We start from the raw sequence: 20,874 nt of genomic DNA, 5'->3' as shown, positions 1-20,874 counted from the left end.
GGACCGACGCAAGGAGGATCAAGGACGATGGCAGGCAACACGGACCCGCTGACGCCACGGGCCAAGCTGGCCGTGACGGCGGGCAAGGCCGCTGCGGCGGTGTCGCGCGCCGCCGGCCGCGGCAGCGGATCGGTGATCGGCGGCAAGGTGGCGCTCAGACTCGACCCCGATCTGCTGGGTCGGCTCGCGCAGCACCTCGACGTCATCCTCGTGTCGGCGACGAACGGCAAGACCACCACCACCCGGCTGATCGCCGAGGCACTGCGGGCCGCCGGGCCCGTGGTCTCCAACGCGCTCGGCGCCAATATGCCGGCCGGCATCACCTCGGCCCTCGCGGGCGGTTCCGACGCCAAGTACGGCGTGATCGAGGTCGACGAGAAGTATCTCGCCGGTGTCGCGAGGGACACCACACCGAAGGCGATCGCGCTGCTCAATCTCTCCCGCGACCAGCTCGACCGCGCCGCGGAGACCCGGATGCTCGCCGAGAAGTGGCGCGAGGGCCTCGCCGGCACGAAGGCCGTCGTCGTCGCCAACGCCGACGACCCGCTGATCGTCTGGGCCGCCTCCTCCTCCCCCAATGTGGTCTGGGTGGCCGCGGGACAGGAGTGGAAGGACGACGCCTGGTCCTGCCCCGCCTGCGGCGGTGTGATGCAGCGCCCCGGCGACGACTGGTTCTGCGGTGAGTGCGGCTTCCGCAGGCCGTCCCCGAGCTGGGCGCTCCACGGGGACCATGTCCTCGACCCGCACGGCTCCGCCTGGCCGATCCATCTCCAGCTCCCGGGGCGTGCCAACAGGGCGAACGCCGCCACCTCGGCCGCCGTCGCGGCCACCTTCGGGGTGCCGCCGCAGGTCGCGCTGGAGCGTATGTACCAGGTACAGGCCGTGGCCGGCCGGTACGACGTGGTGTCCTTCCTCGGCCGGGATCTGCGGCTGCTGCTCGCGAAGAACCCCGCGGGCTGGCTGGAGACGTTCTCGCTGATCGACGCGCCCCCGACCCCGGTCATCCTCGCCGTGAACGCCCGTGGCGCCGACGGCACGGACACCTCCTGGCTGTGGGACGTCGACTACACCCGGCTCGCCGGCCATCCGATCTTCGTGATCGGCGACCGCAAGCTGGACCTCGCCGTACGCCTTGAGGTCGCGGGGCTGGACTTCCGGGTCTGTGAGACGCCCGACGAGGCCGTACGGATGGCACCGCCGGGGCGGATCGAAGCCATCGCCAACTACACATCGTTCCAGGATCTGCGCAGACGAGTGGGGAACTGACGTCATGTCGGGATACACCGGTTCACGGACCGAGGGACGAGCGAGAATGAGCGACAACAGCCTCCGGCTGGTGTGGATCTACCCCGATCTGCTGAGCACCTACGGAGACCAGGGAAACGCTCTGGTGGTGGAGCGCCGGGCACGGCAGCGCGGTCTGAACGTCACCCGGGTGGACGTACGCAGCGACCAGCCCGTACCGACCTCCGGCGACATCTATCTGATCGGCGGCGGCGAGGACAGGCCGCAGCGGCTGGCCGCGGAGCGGCTGCGCCGTGACGGCGGGCTCAGCCGGGCCGTCTCCAACGGCGCCATCGTGTTCTCCGTCTGCGCGGGCTATCAGATCCTGGGCCATGAGTTCGTCAACGACCTGGGCGAGCGTGAGGCCGGGCTCGGACTGCTCGATGTGGTCTCCACCCGGGGCGAGGGCGAGCGGTGTGTCGGCGATGTGCTGGCCGACATCGATCCACGGCTGAATCTGCCGCAGCTCACGGGGTTCGAGAACCACCAGGGCATCACGCATCTCGGGCCGACGGCGAGGCCGTTCGCGCGGACCCGGCTCGGTCGCGGCAACGGCACGGGCGACGGCACGGAGGGCGCGTACAACGACACCGTGTTCGGTACGTACATGCACGGACCGGTGATGGCCCGCAATCCGCAGATCGCGGATCTGCTGCTGAAGCTGGCCCTCGATGTGAACGCGCTGCCGCCGACGGACGACCGCTGGTACGAGGCGCTGCGCGCCGAGCGGGTGTCGGCCGCGATGCAGCCCTCCTGACCGTCCCCGCCGCCGTCCTGGTTCCTCCGGAGCCGGGACGGCGGCATGCGGGGGCGGGGCGGTGGCGGGACGGGGGCGGGACGGGGTGCGGAAGCCGCACGTCCGCGCGTCGGGACCGTACGGACGGGTGTCCAGCAGTCGGACGTGGGTTTCGGTCACGCCGCTGCCCGCCGGTAGGCTGAGAAGGATCTGTCCGGACGATGGGGTCCGGCCGTCGGCCCACGTTGCAAAGGTATCCCGGGCAATGCGAATTGGTGTGCTCACCTCAGGCGGCGACTGCCCCGGCCTCAACGCCGTGATCAGGTCCGTCGTACACCGCGCCGTCGTCGACCACGGCGACGAGGTGATCGGATTCCACGACGGCTGGAAGGGCCTCCTGGAGTGCGACTACCGCAAGCTCGACCTGGACGCGGTCGCCGGCATCCTGGCGCGCGGCGGCACGATCCTCGGCTCGTCACGGGTCCAGCCCGCGCATCTGCGGGACGGGGTGGAGCGGGCCAGGGGCCATGTGGCCGAGCTGGGTCTCGACGCGATCATCCCGATCGGCGGCGAGGGCACCCTCAAGGCGGCCCATCTGCTCTCCGAGGCCGGGCTGCCGATCGTCGGTGTGCCCAAGACCATCGACAACGATATCTCCGCGACCGATGTGACGTTCGGTTTCGATACGGCCGTCGGTGTCGCCACGGAGGCGCTCGACCGGCTGAAGACCACCGCCGAGTCCCATCAGCGGGTGCTGATCGTCGAGGTCATGGGCCGGCACACCGGCTGGATCGCGCTGCACTCCGGGATGGCCGCCGGAGCCCACGCCATCGTCGTGCCCGAGCGTCCCTTCGACATCGGCGAGCTGACCGCGCTGGTCGGCAAGCGCTTCTCGGCGGGCAAGCGGTTCGCGATCGTGGTGGTCGCGGAGGGCGCGAAGCCGCGCGAGGGCTCGATGGAGTTCGACGAGGGGGGCAAGGACGTCTACGGCCACGAGCGGTTCGCGGGTGTGGCCCGGCAGCTCTCCATCGAGCTGGAGGAGCGGCTCGGCAAGGAGGCCAGGCCGGTGATACTCGGCCATGTGCAGCGCGGTGGCACCCCCACGGCGTACGACAGGGTCCTGGCCACCCGTTTCGGCTGGCACGCCGTCGAAGCCGCGCACCGGGGCGAGTTCGGGATGCTGACGGCGCTGCGCGGCACGGACATCGTGATGGTGCCGCTGGGCAAGGCCGTGGAGACGCTCAAGACGGTGCCCGCGGAGCGGTACGCCGAGGCGGAGTGCGTGCTCTGACCTGCCTGCCGCCCGGTCGCAGGGCTCCGGATGCCCGGCGACGGCGGCGAACCGCCCCCGGTCGCCGTCGCGGCCGGGGGCGGTTCTAGGCTGGTGCGGACAACCGGCACGAATCCGGCCGGGGTGAGCGGTCACGTCCCACGGGAGCACACGGATGGATCACAGCGGGCACGGCACGACCATGGATCTGCCGCCGTTCACGCTGGGACGGGCGCTGGAGTACTCCCCGGACCTCTTCTTCCTGATCGGATGCCTGCTGGCGCTCGCCCTGTACGGCTGGGGGGTGCTGCGGCTGCGCCGGCGCGGTGACGCCTGGTCCGCCGGCCGTACCGTCGCGTTCGTCGCCGGTGTGCTGACCGTGGCACTGGTGATGTGCACCAAGCTGAACGACTACGGCATGGTCATGTTCAGCGTGCACATGGTCCAGCACATGGTGATCAGCATGGTCTCCCCGATCCTGCTGCTGCTCGGCGCTCCGGTGACCCTGGCCCTGCGCGCGCTGCCGGTGGCGGGCCGCGGCCACAAGGGACCGCGCGAGCTGCTGCTCATGGTGCTGCACAGCCGCTACGCACGGATCGTCACCCACCCCGCGTTCACCATCCCGCTCTTCATCGCGAGCCTCTACGGGCTGTACTTCACCCCTCTCTTCGACTTCCTGATGGGGTCCAGGACCGGGCATGTCGCGATGATGGTGCACTTCCTCGCGGTCGGTCTGATCTTCTTCTGGCCGATCATGGGCATCGACCCGGGGCCGCACCGGCCCGGCCATCTCATGCGGATGCTGGAGCTCTTCGCCGGGATGCCCTTCCACGCCTTCTTCGGGATCGCGCTGATGATGGCGAGCGAGCCGATGGTCGCCGCGTACCGCGATCCCCCCGGCTCGCTCGGGATCGACGCCCTCACCGACCAGAACGCGGCGGGCGGGATCGCCTGGGCGTTCAGCGAGATCCCCTCGGTGCTGGTACTGATCGCGCTGGTCTACCAGTGGTACCGCTCGGAACAGCGGCAGGCGCGGCGCTCCGACCGGGCCGCCGACCGCGACGGTGACAAGGAGCTGGCGGAGTACAACGCGTATCTCGCCTCGCTCCGGGCCCGGAGCCAGTAGCGCGAACCCCTTGCCGCGGGCGACGATGGGCGTCACAGCCCCGGCCCGGAGGAGGACCAGATGTCCGGATCCACGAAGACGATGGGTGTGGTGACCGTCGGTGCGCTGGTCCTGGTGACGGGTTACACCGCGGTGCTCGGCAGCAACGGGTGGCTCTGGTTCGGGTGGGTGGTGCTGGGGCTGATCACCATCGCCATGATCGCCTCACGCGGACGCTGACCGGGCACTGGGGATCCCTCGGCAGCCCGCGGAATCTAGAGCGCTCCGGCGTCCCTGGCCGTCCAGACCGAGGGGTAGAGGGGGCGGAAGCCCAGTTCGTCCCGGATGCGGAGGGTCGAGGCTATGCCGTACCAGGGGTCTGGATCGGTGCGCCCGGCCAGTCCCGGGGGCACGGGGACGCCGTTGACCTGGTGTGCCTCCACGGCCGTCAGCGGCGCGTCGTCCGCGATGTTGTACTTGCCCGCCGCCCTCCCCGGTGCGTACAGCAGCCGGATCAGCCCCTGGGCCACATCGGCGTGGTGGACCATCTGGAGCCGCTGGTTGCCCGCCCAGTGGGCCGCCCACCCGAGCGCCTGCGCGAGATGCGGGTCACCGTCCCCGTAGACGAAGGCGAGCGCGCCGATCCGTACGGCCATGCCCTGCCCGTCCGTGACCTGTCCGTCCACCACCCGCTCGCCGTCGTGCAGCGCGAGCAGTCCCGCCTCCGCCTCGGCCTTGGACTCGGTGTACGCGCCCCACAGCGGGCCGCCGGGCACGGGCTCGTCGTCCTCGGTGAGCGGTCTGCCCCGGCCCGCGCCGTACACGAGATTCGTGCTCACCTGGACGAACCGCCGCACCCCGCTGTCACGCGCGGACCGTCCCAGGGTGAGCGCGCCGTCGCGGTTGACGGCCCACGCCTCCTCGTCCGGCACGCCGCGGAAGGCCGCCGCGATGTTCACCACCGCGTCCGCTCCCCCCAGGGCGGCCAGGACGCTCTTCTCGTCGCGCAGATCGCCGACGGCGACGTCCGCGCCCAGGGCGGCGAACGGCGCGCCGCGCGCCTCGTCCCGTACCAGCACCCGGACGGTGTCGCCCGGGGCCGTGCGCCGGAGCAGCCGCGGTACGAACCGGCGGCCGACCTCACCCGTCACTCCTGTCACCAGAGTCAGCATCGCTCTCTCCTTGTTCCCTTCTCCGTCTTTCCCGCTCCGTCTTCTCGGCCGTCGCCTCTCCGACGTCTGCCGAGTGGTCCCAGCGTGGCCGGGACGCGGTGGCGACGGGAGGGACGTCCCTGTCCTGGGACCGGCTCTCCCTGGATAGAGCGCGGGCGAGGGCCCATGCTGGGGGTGTGGACCGAGAAGAGACCGCGGACTTCCTGCGCCGCTGCCGGGCGCGGCTGGATCCCGGGGACGTGGGAATGGAAACCGGGCCCCGGCGCCGTACACCGGGGCTGCGACGTGAGGAGGTGGCCCAGCTCACCGGAATGTCCGTGGACTACTACACACGGCTCGAACAGGGCCGTGGCTCGCGTCCGTCACGGCAGATGCTCACCGCGCTCGCGCGGGCGCTGCGGCTGAGCGAGGACGAGCGCGACCATCTCTTCCATCTCACGGGCGAGGAACCGCCGCGCGACACCCATGCCTCCACACATGTGCGGCCGGGGCTGATGATGATCCTCGACCGGCTGTACGACGCGCCCGCGCAGGTGATGAGCGACTGGGGCGAGGTGCTCGCGCAGAACGCCATGGCGGCGGCGCTGACGGGCGAGTCGGAAGTGGGCCGCAACATCGTCCTCCGCTACTTCACCGAGCCCGCGGTCCGTGCGCTCTTCCCGCCCAAGACCCATGAGGAGCACGCCAGGAGCCATGTCGCCCAGCTCCGTTCCGTGCTCGCGGCCCGGCCCGCTGATCCGGGCCCCGCGGCTCTGGTGGCCCGGCTGCGGGCGGTGAGCGAGGAGTTCGCGGCGCTGTGGGAGGAGCACGAGGTGGCCGTACGGCGGTCTTCGGCGAAGTGCTTCATCCATCCGGTGGTCGGGCGGCTCGACCTGGACTGCGAGCTGCTGCTCAGCGGTGATCAGGGCCAGTATCTGATCGTCCACTCGGCCCGTCCGGGTACCGAGACCCATGAACGGCTCCAACTGCTGCGTGTGGTGGGCCTCCAGGATCTGACACCGGAACGGTAGCCGCCGGGCGGAGCCGACGGAACCGCAGGAGTCGGCGGCCGGAGCCGGCGGAGGCACAGGACTCGGCGGGCCCGCCCGGGTGGGCGGACCCGCCGGAACTCCGGGAGTCAGTTGTAGTCAGTTGGAGTCAGTTGGACTCGGTGACGCGGAGCGCGGGCTTGCCGTTCACACTCGACGCCTTGGCGGCCCCGAGCGCCCCGCTCCGCAGCGAGTTGAGGATGGCCATGCCCTGGCCGACCAGACCCGCCGCCATGTCGTTGACACCGTCGGTGCCGTTCAGCACGGTCAGGTTGGCACCGGACATACCCCGGGAGGCCGCGTCGGCCAGCGCCGGCAGATTCTCCACGAGGCGGTTGGCGGCGATGAGTTCCTGGTTGCCGTCCTTCAGCGAGGCGGCACGGGCGGTGTTCGCGTCGGCCTGCGCCTGGGCGAGAGCGCGCTCGGTGTACGCGCTGCCGTCCGCCTCGAACTTCGCCCGGTCACGGGCCGCTTCCGCGAGGGTGCGCTGCCGGTACGCCTCCGCGTCGGCCGGACGCCTGACCTCGGCCTCCAGCCGCTGTGCGGCCAGCTGCGCCTGCCGCTCCGCCAGATGCGTCTGCTCCTCGATGGTCTCCTGCGAGGACCGGGCCTCGGCCAGCGGTCCCGCCTGCGCGGCACGGGCGTTGACCTGTTCGGTCTCGGCGTGGAAGCCGGCCCGTTTGATCGCGGTGTCCCGTTCGTACTCGGCCTTGAGCGCGGCGGCCTGCTGCTCGCGCTCGGCCGCCTGCTGGTCCGACCTGGCCTGCGCGATCCGTGCCTGGCTCGCGACGGCCGCCGCGTGCGGGGCGGCCAGATTGTCGATATAGCCGGTGGTGTCGTCGATCTCCTGGATCTGGAGCGCGTCCACGACGATGCCGAGCTTCTCCATCTCGCTGTGGCTGCCCTGCTTCACTTCCTGGGCGACCCGGTCACGCTCGCGGATGATCTGCTCCACGGTCAGTCCGCCGACGATGGAGCGGAGGTGACCGGCGAAGATCCGGCCCACCAGTTCCTCCATCCGGTCCTGTTCCGCCAGGAAGCGGCGGGCCGCGTTGGCGATGGACACGGCATCGTCGCCGACCTTGAACACCGCGACCGCGCGGACCCTGAGCCGGATGCCCTGCTGGGTGACGCAGTCCTCGACGATCTCCGCCTCCCGCAGCGCGAGGGAGAGCATCCGCGCCTTCTGCTTGATGGGCATCACAAAGCTGCCGTGCCCGGTGACGATACGGAACTGAGTGTCCTGCGCCTGCCGTTTGGAGCCGGATATCAGCATCGCCTCGTTGGGCGCGGGAACATGCCAGAACAGCATGGTGGACTCCTGTCGTACTGCTCAGTCGTACTACTGCTCAGTCGTACTACTGCTCAGTCGTACTGCTGCTCAGTCGTACTGCTGAGAGAAAAGCTCAAGAAAGCTCAGGCGGGGAAGGGCTCCACGATCACCGAACGCGCCGAGACGCACTCGACGACGATCACACGAAGGTTTATGCCGATCGGGTGGTCCGCCCAGGCCGCGTACGCCTCCGAACCGCCCCGTACGGACACCAGGACCTCACCGGGTCCGTCCGCCGGGATCGGGACCGTCACCCTGCCGATCGCGCCGACCGGGCTCTGCGCGGACTCATCTGCCGCGCACATACGTCGTTGCCCGCGCCCGTACGCCGCCCGGTTCATCAGCCGCGATCATGGGACCACGCCTCCTGGAGGGCTGTGCCTCCGACCTCGTCCTTCATCGAGGACGCCCCCGGCGGAGCGGCCGACGGCGACATCCCCTCGATAGATTCACAGTACTCCGCGCCCATCGGGAGGGCGTGCCGAGCAGCGAGCCCCCGACGATCCAGCCGGATCCCGGGGGCCGGGGGGAGCGGGCGGCACTGGACCCGCGGTGCCCCCGCTCCCCCCGGTCCGCCATCGGTCCGGCACACCGTGGCCGTGGCCGGCCCGCCCCTCAGCCGGCCTTCTTGACGAACTCCGTGGTGAAGGTCTTGCTCAGATCGACCGTGGCGTTCTGGAGGTTGGGGTTGAACGCCTTCAGTACGCGCTCGACGGTCTCCGGGCCGTCGGCCGGCATGACACCGTCCGTGGTGAACATCGGCAGGGTGCTCTTGATGGACTGCGCGTACAGTTCCTTGCCGCCCTGCGCGTAGTCGGCGGGCATCTTGGCGGCGATCTCCTCCGGCGAGTGCGTGGACATCCACCGGAGCGTCTTCACGAAGGCGTTGGCCAGCTTCTGCACCGTCTCCTTGTGGCCGTTGACCCAGTCGGTGTTCATGTACAGGCTGGAGGAGGGGTAGGGGCCGCCGAGCGCCGCCTTCGAGCCTTCGGGCGTCCGCATGTCGATCAGGACCTTCCCGAGCTTCTTGTCGAGGATCTGCGCGACCGTCGGATCGGTCGTCATGCCTCCGTCGATCGAGCCCTGCTGGAGGGCCGAGATGAAGGTCTGGCCCGCTCCGACCGCCACCGAGGTGAACTCCTCCGTCTTTACGCCGCCGCTGACCGCCAGGTACTTGGTGAGGAAGTCGGTGGACGAGCCGAGTCCGGTGACCCCGAGCTTCTTGCCCTTGAAGTCCTTGGGTGAGGTGAGACCGGCGGCGGCCTTGTTGGAGACCACCTCGACCTCGCCGGAGGCGTGCGAGAACTGCACGACGGACTCCACCTGCTTGCCCTTGACCTGGAGGTCGAGCGTGTGGTCGTAGAAGCCGACGACGCCCTGCACATCACCGGAGACGAGCGAGGTGGTGGCCTGCACACCGGCGGGCTCCGTGAGGAGTTCGACGTCGACGCCCTCGTCCTGGAAGTAGCCGAGCTTCTGGGTGAGCATCGCGGGCATGTAGATGACCTTGTCGAGGCCGCCCACCATGATCTTGACCTTGCCGCCGGAGCCGGAGTCCGAGGAGTCGCCGCCACAGGCGGTCAGGGTGCCGAGGGCGAGCGTCGCGGCGAGCGCGGCGGCCGGGATCCCGAGATGTCTGTGCATGGTTCACGTCCTTGTGAAGAGGTGCTGGGGGCGGAGAAGGGCCCGGGGAGGGCCGGAAAGGACCGGAAGACCCGGGAACGGGGAGGGAGAGCGGGGGCGGGGCGGGGAGGTGGGCCGGGAGGGCCCGGGGTCAGCGATCGGTGCCGGCCTCGACGGGCTTCCAGCGGAAGAGCCGCCTCTCCAGGAACGACAGCAGCCCCTCGGCGAGCAGCGCCACCACGGCGAGGATCACCATGGCCGCGTACACACCGGCCGCGTTGAAGGTGCCCTGCGAGGCGGAGACCAGCAGACCGAGCCCCTTGGTCGCGCCGATGTACTCGCCGACGATCGCGCCGATCAGCGCGAAGCCGAAGCTGACATGCAGGCTGGTGAAGATCCACGAGGTGGCCGACGGGATGACGACCTGGAGTGTGACCTGCCGGTTGCTCGCGCCGAGGATCCGGGCGTTGGAGACCAGATTGCGGTCGACCTCCCGCGCGCCCTGGAAGGCGTTGAAGAAGACGGGGAAGAAGACGAGCACGACGGCCGAGGCGATCTTCGAGGCCGGGCCGAGACCGAACCAGATCAGGAAGATCGGGGCGAGGACGATCCTCGGCAGCGCGTTGAGCACCTTGATGTAGGGGCCCAGTACCTCGGCGAGAAAACGGATCCGGCCGAGCGCGATCCCCAGCACCACGCCGCCGATGACCCCGATGATCCAGCCGAGGAGCGCTTCGTAGAGCGTGTACCAGATCTGCTCCCAGAGGGTGCCCTGCGGGGTCCCGTGCAGGGCCCACTGGCGCATCTGGTCCCAGATCTTCGACGGCATCGAGAAGTTGAAGGGATCGATGACGGCGCTCCTGGCCAGCCACTCCCACAGCCCGATCAGCGCGACGAGAAGCAGTACGCGGGCGCCCTGGACCACGATCCGGTGCTGACGGGCGGCCCGCGCCCTGGCCTGGGTGCGCTCCCCGCCGCCACCGCCGCCGGCGGCGGACGCTTTGGGCTTCCCGGGCTTCCCGGTCCTGCCGGGCTTGTCCGCCCCGCTGGTGCCGGCGGACGGAACAGTGACGGTCTCAGGCGGCATCGGCCGCACCCCTCTCGCGGGTGATCCGTACCTCTTCGCCGAGCGAGGACCAGATCTCCCGGTAGATCTCGATGAAGCGCGGTTCGAGCCGTACGGACTCGACCTTGCGGGGACGCGGCAGGTCGATGGTGAAGACCTCCTTGACGGTGGCGGGGCCCGCCGTCATCACCACGACCTTGTCGGCGAGGGCGATCGACTCCTCCAGGTCATGGGTGACGAAGACGACCGAGGCGCCCGTCCCCGCCCACAGCTCCAGCAGTTCGTCCGACATCAGGGCCCGGGTCTGCACATCGAGGGCCGAGAAGGGCTCGTCCATGAGGAGGAGTTCGGGATCGTTGACAAAGGTCGCCGCGAGCGCGACGCGCTTGCGCTGACCGCCGGAGAGCTGGTGCGGATAGCGGTCCTCGAAGGACGAGAGCCCGACCCGGGCGAGCCACTCACGGGCCCGCTCCCTCGCCTCGCCCTTCGGTACACCGCGGAAGCGCGGTCCCGCCATCACATTGGAGAGGACGGTGCGCCAGGGGAAGACCGCGTCCTGCTGGAAGACGAAGCCGATCTTGTCGCCGATACCGCTGACCGGCTCACCGGCCACCAGCACCTCGCCCTCGGTGGGCTCCTCCAACCCGCTGACCAGCGTCAGCGTCGTCGATTTACCGCAACCGGTGGGGCCGACCACCGCGACGAACTCGCCGCGCTCGACCGTCAGATCCAGATCCCTGACGGCGGTGTGCAGCGCCCCCGACGGAGTCCGGAATGCCTTGCTCGTTCCCCGCAGCTCGATGGCGGGGCTCGTATTGCTGCTCATGGGCCGGGAGGCTAGGAGCGCCATGGGCCGGGGCGGCAGTCTTGTGGGCGCAATCCGTCTTTGTGCGCGCAAACCCCGTTCTGCTCATTCTGCCCACCCGAGAACCACAAAAGCGTGGCACGGGGCTGGGCAGCCGCTCTCCGGCGGCTTACGTTGCGTGCACAGCGATGTTAAGCGGACCGGCCTGTTCCGCGCGGGGAGCGGCCGGATGATCCCGACAGCCGGGAGTGATCCGGAGCGCCGGTAGTGATCCGGAGAGCCGGGGAGGAGAAGGGAGACGGGATGCGGTTGCGCTGGCCCCGGCGGGTCGCCGCCCAGGTCCTGGTGGTGCAGCTCGCCATCACCACGGGGGTGATGGTGCTGGCCACCGGACTCTTTCTCGCCCCGCTCGGCTCCGAGCTGGACGACGCGGCCACGCGCCGCGCCCTGGCCATCGCCGAGACCACCGCCGCCGATCCGGACATCGCCGAGGGGCTGCTCACCAGCGCGCCGACTCCGGCCGGTCCGGTGCAGACCGAGGCGGAGCGGATCCGCCGGGCGACCCAGGCGCTCTATGTGGTGGTGCTGGACACCCATGGTGTGCGCTGGTCCCACACCACCACCGCCGAGATCGGCCGGCATGTCTCCACCGACCCGAGCGTCGCGCTCTCCGGTCATGAGATCCGCCAGATCGACAACGGCACACTGGGCCGCTCCGCCCGCGCCAAGGTGCCGCTGCTCGACAGCGGCGGAAGGATCGTCGGCGCGGTGTCGGTGGGTATCGCGTACAACAGCGTGCGCCAGCGGCTGATCGGTGCCATACCCGGACTGCTGCTGTGCGCGGGCGCGGCGCTGGGCGCGGGCGCGCTGGCCGCGCTCGCCGTCTCGCGGCGGCTGCGCCGTATCACGCACGGTGTCGCCTTCGCCGATATCTCGGCGCTGCTGGACGAGCGGGAGGCGATGCTCCACGGGGTCCGTGAAGGGGTCGTCGCCTTCGACCGGCAGGGCCGGATCCGGCTCGCCAACGACGAGGCGGTACGGCTGCTCGGGTTCGACGCGGACGCCACCGGCCGCGCGCTGGACGAGGTGCTGGCGCCGGGCCGTACGACGGACGTACTGGCGGGACGGGTGGACGGCACGGATCTGCTGACCGTCAGCGGCGGCCGGGTCCTGGTCGCCAACCGGATGCCGACCCGGGACGGCGGGGCCGTGGTGACCCTGCGGGACCGGACCGAACTGGAACTGCTCGGGCGTGAGCTGGACAGCACCCAAGGGCTGCTCGACGCGCTGCGCGCACAGGACCACGAGCACGCCAACCGGCTGCACACCGTGCTCGGACTGCTCGAACTCGGCCGTCATGAGAAGGCGGCGGAGTTTGTCGCCGGTGTCGCCAACGCGCACCGGGCCACGGCGGAGCAGATCGCCGAGCGGGTACGCGATCCGCTGCTCTCGGCGCTGCTCGTGGGCAAGGCGGCCATCGCGGCCGAGCGCGGTGTCTCCCTGCGGGTCTCCCCCGCCACCCTGCTGCCGGACCGCGTGGTCGATCCGCGCGATCTGGTGACCGTACTCGGCAATCTCATCGACAACGCGCTGGACGCCGCAGCCGGGTGTCAGGCCGAGCCCTTCGTGGAGGTCGAGCTGCGTGCCGAGCGCACCACCGTGGTGATACGGGTCTCCGACTCCGGGCCGGGAGTACCGCCGGAGCTGCGCGAGCGTGTCTTCGCGGAGGGCTGGTCCACCAAGCGGCCCGCCGCTCCCCCGCTGCCGGAGGAGCCCTCCGATCCCCCGCGTCCGGCCTTCCGGCGCGGCAGGGGCATCGGACTGGCCCTCGTACGCCGGCTCTCCGAGCGGTACGGCGGTATGGCCCGGGTGACGGCGCGCGCGGGCGGCGGCGCGGTCTTCACCGTCGTACTGCCCGAGGCACTCGCCTCGGACGACCTGGCGGGGGACGCTCCGCCCGTGGCCGGGGACGCCTCCCCCGCGCCTCAGCTCACACCGGCGGGAGACTCACGGTGATCGATGTACTCGTGGTGGACGACGACTTCCATATCGCCGAGATCAACGCCGCGTATGTGGCCCAGGTGCGGGGCTTCCGTGTCATCGGCCGCGCCCATACCGCCGCCCAGGCCCTGGCCACCCTGGAGCGCGCCCATGTCGATCTCGTCCTGCTCGACCACTATCTGCCGGACGAGACGGGCCTGACGCTGGTGCGGCGGATGCGGCAGCTCGGCCACCACGCCGATGTGATCATGGTGACGGCGGCCCGTGATGTGGCCACGGTGCAGGCGGCGATGCGGTACGGAGCGCTCCAGTACCTGGTCAAACCGTTCAGCTTCGCCGGGCTGCGGGCGAGACTCGACGGCTATGCCGCCATGCGCCGCACCCTCGACGGTGTCGGCGGGCGCGGGGAGGCGGGCCAGGAGCAGGTGGACCGTATCTTCAGTGCGTTCAAGATCGCGGACTCCCCTCGCTCGGAGCTCCCCAAGGGCCACTCCGTGGCGACCGTCGCCCTCATCCGGCGCACGCTGGGCGAGGCCGAACACCCGCTCTCCGCGCACGAGGTCGCGGAGCGCACCGGTGTCAGCCGCTCCACGGCCCAGCGCTATCTCAAGTATCTGGAGCGGACCGGGCATATCAGTCTGACCCTGAAGTACGGCGACACCGGCCGCCCGGAGCACCGCTACGCGTGGGCGCCCACGAGGTGAGAGCGGCGCCGACGAATGGGCGCCGACGAGCCGGGACCCGCCGGCACGCGTCGTACCGGGCCGGCGCCGAAGGCCGACGCGGTACGACGGGGGCGCGGGTGATCAGCCGCACTCGCGGGCGGCGGGGTCAGCCGCTCTTGCGGGCGACGGCGCCGTACATGGCTATGTCACGGTCGTCTATGGGTTCCTGATCGGGGTCGGGCCGCCAGTGATGGACCTGCGTCAGCCCTGGCTCGACCAGATCGAGGCCGGCGAAGAAGCTCTCCGCCTCGGCGTGGGTACGCAGCTGCATGGGCATACCACGGCTGGCGTACTCGGCGGCGACCCGGCCGACCTCGACCGGAGCGAAATCGGCGGTGCCGATGGTCATGGCCAGGAAGCTGCCCGCGGGCAGCGGGTCGAGCAGCCGCTGGACGAGACCGTGATCGTCGTCGCTGTCGAGAATGAAGTGCAGAATGCCGATGATCATCAGTCCGACCGGCTCCTTCAGATCCAGGAGTTCCTGGAACTGGGGGGAGCCGATGATGGCCTCCGGGTCCCGCATATCGGCGTCGACGTACGCCGTACGGCCTTCGGGGGAACTGGTCAGCAGCGCGCGGGCGTGGGCCAGCACGATCGGGTCGTTGTCGACATAGACGATCCGGGCGTCGGGGCGTTCCCTCTGCACCACCTCATGCACATTGGGCGAGGTCGGCAGGCCTGTGCCGATGTCCAGGAACTGCCCGATACCCTCCTCCCGCGCCAGATGGCGGGCCGCGCGGTGCATGAACTCCCGGTTGGCGCGCATATGGACCGGCAGCGCGGGCCACCCCTCGCACATCGCGTCGCCGGCCTCCTGATCGACCGGATAGTTGTCCTTGCCGCCCAGGATGTAGTCATAGACGCGCGCCGAATGCGCCTCGCCGGTGTTGAAACGGTCGTCCGAAGAGCCCTGCGGTGCCACCTTCACTCCTCCCGGGTACCGGGGCCCGTGCCATGGGGTACCCGTGTACCAGTCCCGGTCCCGTCGGCGCCCGGCCAGGCCCGGCCCCGATCAAAGCCTTGGCCCGAGTCTAAGCGCTCAGTGATCTTTTGCGGTATGGCCCGGACCGGCACCGCAGGGGGGAAGCGGCGGAGGGTGGAAGGCGGAGGGTGGCAGCAGGGGCCGGGGAGGGGCCCTTCTCGGCGAGCGCCCGGCGTGGTGCCGAGCGCGCTGTGTACCGGGGCGCCGCGCGTGCTATTTCGCGAGCGCCGCGCGTTCGATGCTGGCGGCGAACAACGGGGTTTCACGGTTGTTGTGGTCACTGGAGGCCAACTGCCGCTCGTGCGCCGCCTGTTCGAAGGAAATGTCATGCTCCTTGAGGAATACGAGGAATTCCTCCGTGGGATGCGAGACCACCGAATTGGTGTATTCGCAGCGCTCGTCGTCGATCGGCCTGGCGCTCAGATCCCAGACCACCTGCACCTTCGTCCGCCCCTGGAGGGTGTAGACATCGGAGGTGGAGACCATATGGCAGTGGTCGGCCTGGGTGATCTCCCCGACATAGTGCTGGATCACCAGTCCGGTGCCGATCATTTCGACATTGACCGACATAGGACGCCCGTCGTCGGTCGTGGTGGCTCCGGCGGCTATGTGATCGGGGGGCGCGCAGCGCTGATATTCGGCGTCCGGAAGACCGAAGAGCCAGGCGGCGATATCCACTTTCCCGATCGGCGCACGGATCGGGGCATGCACGGTCGACTCCGAGAGAACGAGATCGGCACGCACGGTCGTCATGTCCTTACCTCCTCGACGTGGACTGTCGGTGGCAAGGACGTCGTTCTTCGCATTCTCTGCCGCCATACGGGCCCATTTCCGTACCACTTTATTTTGCGGGCCGACCGTCCACATCTTGAGCGCCCCGAGCCACCCGAAACGATCACTCTCCGCGACCGGACACGCACGGAGCGGCGACTTGACAGACAGTCAGGTGCGCCACTAAATCTAGCGACATGACATTCATTTCCAATAGAAGAGACCACTGATGCGTGTCGCGTTCGTCGGAAAGGGCGGCAGCGGCAAGACCACGCTGTCGGCTCTCTTCGCCCGTCATCTCGCGCGCTCCGGCGCGCCCGTCCTCGCCATCGACGGCGACATCAACCAGCATCTCGCCGAGGCTCTCGGCTCCGGTACGGACGAGGGCGGGGGTGGGGACGGGGATGGGGGCCAGGGCAACTCCTTCACCGCCCCGCCGCTCAGCGCGCGGCTGGCGGAGATCAAGGACTGCCTGCGGGGCGGCAATCCACTCATCGCCTCACGGGAAGTCATGATCAAAACCACTCCGCCGGGGCGCGGCTCCACCCTGCTCCGTCTGCTCGGTGACGATCCGGTGCACGCCCGCCATGTACAGGAGGTGGGCGGGGTTCCGCTGATGGTGACCGGTGAGTTCGACGAGAGCGATCTGGGGGTGGCCTGCTACCACTCCAAGCTCGGCGCGGTGGAGCTGTATCTCAACCATCTCGTCGACGGGCCCGGCGAGTATCTCGTCGTCGACATGACGGCGGGCGCCGACGCCTTCGCCTCCGGTCTGTTCACGCGGTTCGACCTGACGTTCCTGGTCGCCGAACCCACCCGTAAAGGTGTCTCGGTCTACCGCCAGTACCGCGACCACGCACGAGAGTTCGGGATCCCTCTCGCGGTCGTCGGCAACAAGGTCACCGGGGAGGACGATCTGCTCTTCCTCAAGGAGCATGTCGGCGACGATCTGCTGGCCCACTGTGTGCACTCGCCGTTCGTACGGGCCCAGGAGCAGGGGCGGGCCCGGGGAGATCTGGAGGCGCACAATCTCCACGCCCTGGAGCGGCTGCGCTCCGCGCTCGACGCCCGTACGAAGGACTGGACGGCCTTCCAGAAGCATGCCGTCGAATTCCATCTGCGCAACGCCACGGCCTGGGCCAACCGGGCCACGGGCATCGACCTCGCCACACAGATCGACCCCGGCTTCGAACACGGCCCGGCCGCCCTGATGTCCACGGTCTGACGCCGACGGCCTGACGTCGACGGTCCGATGTCGACGGTCCGACGTCGACGGCCCTATTCCGACGGTCCGGCCGCACTCCGGCCACGCCCGTACCCCCATGAACACCTAGCGAGAGGACCTCTCCTCATGTCACTCGATGTCTCCCCCGAACTGCTCGCCGACGCCGAGCGGGGCGAAGTCCGCGAAGACGACTTCGTGACCACCGTGCGTACGTCCCTTCCGTACGCGTACGACCTGATCGCCGGGCTCGTCGAAGAACTGCGGGCCGGCACGGGCGAGTTCGCCGACAACCACACCCCGCCGCCCTCGGAGAAGGACCGCGGCCAGCTTCTGCGGGCGCTGTCCAGCGACGCCATCCGCGGCAGTCTGGAGCGGCACTTCGGTGTGGGCCTGGCCTTCATGAACTGCCACCGGGTCGCCGTCTTCCGGCCCGAGGCGGTCGGCGGCAGTACGCACACCCGGTTCACCTCGCTGCGCTCGCAGCTCCTCAACCAGTCACCGGAGTTCCGCGACTGCTGAGCCCGCGCGGGTGGCGGGTGGCGGGCGACGGGTGGCCTGGGCAAGGACCGTCCGGGCAACGTCCACCCGAGCGAGGACCACCCGAGCGAGGACCACCCGAGCGAGGACCACCTGAGCGAGGAGCGGGCCCCGGCTGCGCCCCGGGGCCCGGTCTCCTTCAGTGTCGCAGTTCCCGGTACGACGGTGCCACCTGGCGAGCGGGCGTATCTCCTCCGACACCTGTACGCATACCGGCAGTGCCCACCCTCCGGAGTGAAAGGCTCCGAACTTCCTGTCGCGGCAAGGCGGTCTGCCTAGGCTGAGGCGCCCATGGAACGACAGGGGGAGGCCATGCCCATCCCGATCATCACCGCGGGCCCGGCGCGGGCGGGGAACGCGGACGGACAGCGAAGGTCCTCGGCAAGCGGCCGGAAGACCGCCTGATGACACTGCCCGACCCCGTCGCCTCCCGCGCCGTGCTCATCGGTGTCGACGAGTACACGGTCCTGGACCAACTGCCCGCGGTGGCCAACAACATCGCCGGTCTCGCCAGACTGCTCACCGGTCCCGGCTCATGGGGCCTGCCGGACGAACACTGCGTCGTACTGTCCAACCCGCGGACTCCCGGCGAGGTCCTCGACGCGGTCCACACCGCCGCGGCTCAGGCGAAGGGCGCGTTCCTCGTGTACTTCGCGGGACACGGACTGCGGGCGCGGGACATGAATCTCCATCTGGCACTGCCGGACTCGCACCCCGGTCGTCTCTACCACGCGGTGAACTACAACGACATCCGCGAGCAACTGGTCCATGAATGCGGGGCGCTGAGCCGTGTCGTCATCCTGGACTGCTGCTACGCCGCCGCCTCCATGCGCGGCTATATGGGCCGGCCGGACCACCTCGCCGATCTCGCCGATCTCGCCGACCGCAGCAGTGTGGAAGGCACCTATGTCATGGCGGCGTCGGGCGAGACGAAGCCCGCCCTCTCCCCGGCGGGCGAGCACCACACCGCGTTCACCGGCGAGTTGCTGAAGGCGGCCACCGAGGGGGTGCCCGACGGCCCGGAAATCCTCGACATGAGGACGCTCTTCCTGCATGTGCGGCGGGAACTGGTCGCGAAGAGCCGCCCGGTGCCCCAGCAGCGCGCCCGCAACGGCGGCCACAGCATCGCTCTCACCCGCAATCACTGGTCCCCCACCCCGGGGCCCGAGGCCGCCGCCTACGCCTCGGCGCTTCGGGAGCTGTTCCGGTCCGCCACCGGGCGAGGAGCTGACGCCGATCGAGGAGCTGACGTCGGTCCAGGAGTTGACGTCGGTCCAGGAGTTGACGCCGGTCCAGGAGCCCCCGCCGGTCGCGGAGCCGACCTTGAACCGCTCGCCACCCGGGCCTCGGTCACCATCAGCACCGTTCAGCGGTATCTCCGGGGAGAGCGCGTCGCCCCGAGGGAGTTCCTGGCACGGCTCGCCGAGATGCCGGACGCCCATGGTGCCGTACCGTCCGCGGCGGAACTCGACCGTATCCACGGCCTGCGGCGTGAGGCGCAGAAGGCCGCGCCGGACGACTCGACGCGGCTGCTGTACTGGCAGGAGGAGGTCGAACGGCTCCAGGCCGCACTCGCCATGGCGCTCGACCGGCTTCATGACCAGGAGCGGAGCGCCGGCCGTGAACTGGCCCTGGTCGAGGAGAGACTGGCCGGGCTCGGCCGTGAACTGGCCGACGCCCACCTCCGTATGCGGCGCGCGGAGAGCGAGCGGGACGAAGCGGTCGCGCTGGCCGACGCGCGACGGCACCAGCTCGATCACGCCCGCGACTACACCCGCCGGATCGAGGGCGAACTGACGCGGCAGACGGACCTGGTCCAGCGGCTGGAGACCGAGGTGAAGGTGCTCCAGGGGCAGGTGGGCCGACTCCTCTCCCCGGACGCCCCGCCCCGGACCGGGGACCCGGAGTCTCTCGTCGGCGCCGTTCCCCGGGTCACCGGCGCGCACGCGACGGCGGGCACCGGGACACGGACGCGGGAACATCCGCCGCAGGCCCCCGGGCGGCCTTCCGCCCCCGGGGAAGGAAGCACCACATCCGCCCCGAGACCGGTCCGGGGCGGCTGCCTGTTCGGCGTCCTCATCAGCCTGCTCTACACCGTGGCCTCCTGCGAGGTCAGTACCTGGGACGTGCCGTTGAGGTTCGACAGCGGCAGAAAGCCCGCCTCGGTGGAGAAGCCGCACTACTCCGAGGTGTCAGGACCGCGCCATTTCTGGGATGTGACGGAGCGCGTCGAGAGCACCTTCCGGCCCGACGGCGACGGCGCGGCCGACACCCTGCGCGGCGACCTCACCGTCTCGCTGCGCGCCGGGTGCGAGGACAGGACCGTCGACTGGGAGATCGCCGTCGACGGCGCGCGTACGGGACACGGCTCACTGACCGGGAAGCGGGAACACCTCGTGCCCGTCGACTACGACCTGCCGCGCACCCCCGAGACCGTCACGCTCACCGCCCGTTGGGACGGCGGCACCGGCTCCTGCGGTGACTTCGGCCTGGTCTGGAACATCCCTCGGCTGACCAGGGACTTCACCTTCCTCGGCTTCTGAGCCGGTCGAGGACAGCACGGGCGAGGGCAGGACGGTCGAGGACAGGACGGTCGGCGACCGGCGAGGAACGGCGAGCGGGAACGCGAGTGGGAGCACGGGTGGAACACGGAAGCAAGCGGGGAGAGTTCTGGGGACTGGGCGCTCTGGGCCTGCTCGCCTGTGCGGTCTTCCTCGCCATCAATCTGGGGTCGTGCAGCACCCACCCCCTGCCGCTGGAGCACTCCGGCGGCGCGTCACCCCTCGCCGAGTCCAGGACCGTGGGGGCGAAGACCGCCGCCCGTACGGTGGATCATTACCTATGGGACGTACGAAAACGTCTCAGCAGCTCCTTCACGGTGGAACAGGTCTTCGGCGACGGTGAGATCACCCGTCTGCTGGGCCACTTCGATGTCTCGGTGCCGCCGGACTGCGCCGACCGGACCGTCCACTGGGAGATCACCGCCGACGGCGAGCGGATCGGGCAGGGCCGGCTGCGCTGGCTCCGGAAGTACGAGGTCCCCACCGAGCTGCCGGTCCACGGCACCCCCGCCACGATCACGGTCACGGCGTGGTGGAACGGCGGCACCGGCACCTGCCCGTCCTTCGCCCTGGGCTGGGACGACCCGGGTCTGGACCGGGAGGCGGACTTCAACTTCCTGGACCCGGACTTCTACCCCGGCTGAGACCCG

Annotated in this window: 20 protein-coding genes; 12 read left to right on the top strand and 8 right to left on the bottom strand. The window is 70.0% G+C overall.

The features are described 5' to 3' along the window. The first annotated feature begins 27 nt into the window (after nt 1-27). The 5 genes from ACWGDX_RS16570 to ACWGDX_RS16550 all read left to right on the top strand — a co-directional run bounded on the left by ACWGDX_RS16570 (nt 28) and on the right by ACWGDX_RS16550 (nt 4,635). Nucleotides 28-1,266 carry a Mur ligase family protein gene (locus ACWGDX_RS16570; RefSeq protein WP_363082428.1) on the top strand — a complete coding sequence of 413 codons (1,239 nt, stop codon included), beginning with the start codon at nt 28-30 and terminating at the stop codon, nt 1,264-1,266. Between the two features lie 46 nt (nt 1,267-1,312). Continuing rightward, nucleotides 1,313-2,041 carry a type 1 glutamine amidotransferase gene (locus tag ACWGDX_RS16565; RefSeq protein WP_453626175.1) on the top strand — a complete coding sequence of 243 codons (729 nt, stop codon included), beginning with the start codon at nt 1,313-1,315 and terminating at the stop codon, nt 2,039-2,041. A 244-nt stretch (nt 2,042-2,285) separates the two neighbouring features. Continuing rightward, nucleotides 2,286-3,311 carry a 6-phosphofructokinase gene (locus ACWGDX_RS16560; protein WP_453626173.1) on the top strand — a complete coding sequence of 342 codons (1,026 nt, stop codon included), beginning with the start codon at nt 2,286-2,288 and terminating at the stop codon, nt 3,309-3,311. 154 nt (nt 3,312-3,465) lie between these two features. Then, a complete protein-coding gene (locus ACWGDX_RS16555) occupies nt 3,466-4,416 on the top strand; it encodes a cytochrome c oxidase assembly protein (RefSeq protein WP_382855628.1) in 951 nt (316 codons plus the stop codon). Between the two features lie 60 nt (nt 4,417-4,476). Next, nucleotides 4,477-4,635, top strand: a complete 159-nt coding sequence (locus ACWGDX_RS16550) for a hypothetical protein (RefSeq protein WP_169922709.1) — start codon at nt 4,477-4,479, stop codon at nt 4,633-4,635. Nucleotides 4,636-4,670: 35 nt separating this feature from the next. Here ACWGDX_RS16550 and ACWGDX_RS16545 read toward each other — a convergent pair whose 3' ends face one another. Next, complete coding sequence (locus tag ACWGDX_RS16545) at nt 4,671-5,567, bottom strand: NAD-dependent epimerase/dehydratase family protein (RefSeq protein WP_453626171.1); 897 nt, start codon at nt 5,565-5,567, stop codon at nt 4,671-4,673. Between the two features lie 176 nt (nt 5,568-5,743). Between ACWGDX_RS16545 and ACWGDX_RS16540 the strand changes: the two genes are divergently transcribed. Next, nucleotides 5,744-6,577: a helix-turn-helix transcriptional regulator gene (locus ACWGDX_RS16540; RefSeq protein WP_453626169.1), complete on the top strand. Its 834-nt coding sequence runs from the start codon at nt 5,744-5,746 to the stop codon at nt 6,575-6,577. A gap of 127 nt (nt 6,578-6,704) precedes the next feature. Here the strand turns inward: ACWGDX_RS16540 and ACWGDX_RS16535 are convergent, their stop codons facing one another. From ACWGDX_RS16535 to ACWGDX_RS16515, 5 genes are all read right to left on the bottom strand, one after another. Next, on the bottom strand, nt 6,705-7,907 hold the full coding sequence (locus ACWGDX_RS16535) for a flotillin family protein (protein ID WP_365902915.1): 1,203 nt from the start codon (nt 7,905-7,907) through the stop codon (nt 6,705-6,707). A gap of 104 nt (nt 7,908-8,011) precedes the next feature. After that, nucleotides 8,012-8,269 (bottom strand): hypothetical protein, encoded by a 258-nt coding sequence (locus tag ACWGDX_RS16530; protein WP_453626167.1) that lies wholly within the window; start codon nt 8,267-8,269, stop codon nt 8,012-8,014. Between the two features lie 274 nt (nt 8,270-8,543). After that, nucleotides 8,544-9,572 carry an ABC transporter substrate-binding protein gene (locus tag ACWGDX_RS16525; RefSeq protein ID WP_453626165.1) on the bottom strand — a complete coding sequence of 343 codons (1,029 nt, stop codon included), beginning with the start codon at nt 9,570-9,572 and terminating at the stop codon, nt 8,544-8,546. Nucleotides 9,573-9,702: 130 nt separating this feature from the next. After that, nucleotides 9,703-10,638, bottom strand: coding sequence for an ABC transporter permease (locus tag ACWGDX_RS16520; protein WP_453626163.1), 936 nt, complete (start codon nt 10,636-10,638; stop codon nt 9,703-9,705). Then, on the bottom strand, nt 10,628-11,443 hold the full coding sequence (locus tag ACWGDX_RS16515; protein ID WP_453626161.1) for an ABC transporter ATP-binding protein: 816 nt from the start codon (nt 11,441-11,443) through the stop codon (nt 10,628-10,630). The genes ACWGDX_RS16520 and ACWGDX_RS16515 overlap by 11 nt, the downstream gene beginning before the upstream one ends. A 282-nt stretch (nt 11,444-11,725) precedes the next feature. Here ACWGDX_RS16515 and ACWGDX_RS16510 point away from each other — a divergent pair, with 282 nt between their 5' ends. Beyond that, nucleotides 11,726-13,438, top strand: coding sequence for an ATP-binding protein (locus ACWGDX_RS16510; protein WP_453626159.1), 1,713 nt, complete (start codon nt 11,726-11,728; stop codon nt 13,436-13,438). Further along, nucleotides 13,435-14,127 (top strand): response regulator, encoded by a 693-nt coding sequence (locus ACWGDX_RS16505; RefSeq protein ID WP_453626157.1) that lies wholly within the window; start codon nt 13,435-13,437, stop codon nt 14,125-14,127. The genes ACWGDX_RS16510 and ACWGDX_RS16505 overlap by 4 nt, the downstream gene beginning before the upstream one ends. A gap of 127 nt (nt 14,128-14,254) precedes the next feature. On the opposite strand, the gene ACWGDX_RS16500 is transcribed toward ACWGDX_RS16505, so the two are convergent. Together ACWGDX_RS16500 and ACWGDX_RS16495 are read right to left on the bottom strand one after the other, a co-directional pair. Then, complete coding sequence (locus ACWGDX_RS16500) at nt 14,255-15,070, bottom strand: SAM-dependent methyltransferase (RefSeq protein WP_453626155.1); 816 nt, start codon at nt 15,068-15,070, stop codon at nt 14,255-14,257. Between the two features lie 273 nt (nt 15,071-15,343). Next, the gene (locus ACWGDX_RS16495; protein ID WP_453626153.1) at nt 15,344-15,883 is read right to left on the bottom strand and encodes a hypothetical protein; all 540 of its coding nucleotides are present in this window, start codon (nt 15,881-15,883) and stop codon (nt 15,344-15,346) included. Between the two features lie 247 nt (nt 15,884-16,130). On the opposite strand from ACWGDX_RS16495, the gene ACWGDX_RS16490 reads away from it, so the two are divergent. The 4 genes from ACWGDX_RS16490 (at nt 16,131) to ACWGDX_RS16475 (ending at nt 20,868) form a co-directional block, all read left to right on the top strand. Then, on the top strand, nt 16,131-17,126 hold the full coding sequence (locus ACWGDX_RS16490; RefSeq protein ID WP_453626152.1) for an ATP-binding protein: 996 nt from the start codon (nt 16,131-16,133) through the stop codon (nt 17,124-17,126). Nucleotides 17,127-17,252: 126 nt separating this feature from the next. Continuing rightward, the gene (locus ACWGDX_RS16485; RefSeq protein WP_453626150.1) at nt 17,253-17,645 is read left to right on the top strand and encodes an SCO5389 family protein; all 393 of its coding nucleotides are present in this window, start codon (nt 17,253-17,255) and stop codon (nt 17,643-17,645) included. A gap of 422 nt (nt 17,646-18,067) precedes the next feature. Beyond that, a complete protein-coding gene (locus tag ACWGDX_RS16480; RefSeq protein WP_453626148.1) occupies nt 18,068-20,206 on the top strand; it encodes a caspase, EACC1-associated type in 2,139 nt (712 codons plus the stop codon). A 98-nt stretch (nt 20,207-20,304) separates the two neighbouring features. Then, nucleotides 20,305-20,868, top strand: coding sequence for a hypothetical protein (locus ACWGDX_RS16475; protein WP_453626146.1), 564 nt, complete (start codon nt 20,305-20,307; stop codon nt 20,866-20,868). Nucleotides 20,869-20,874: the final 6 nt, after the last annotated feature.

The organism is Streptomyces sp. NPDC055025, from assembly GCF_053608565.1.
This window is presented reverse-complemented; position numbering and strand designations above follow the sequence as displayed.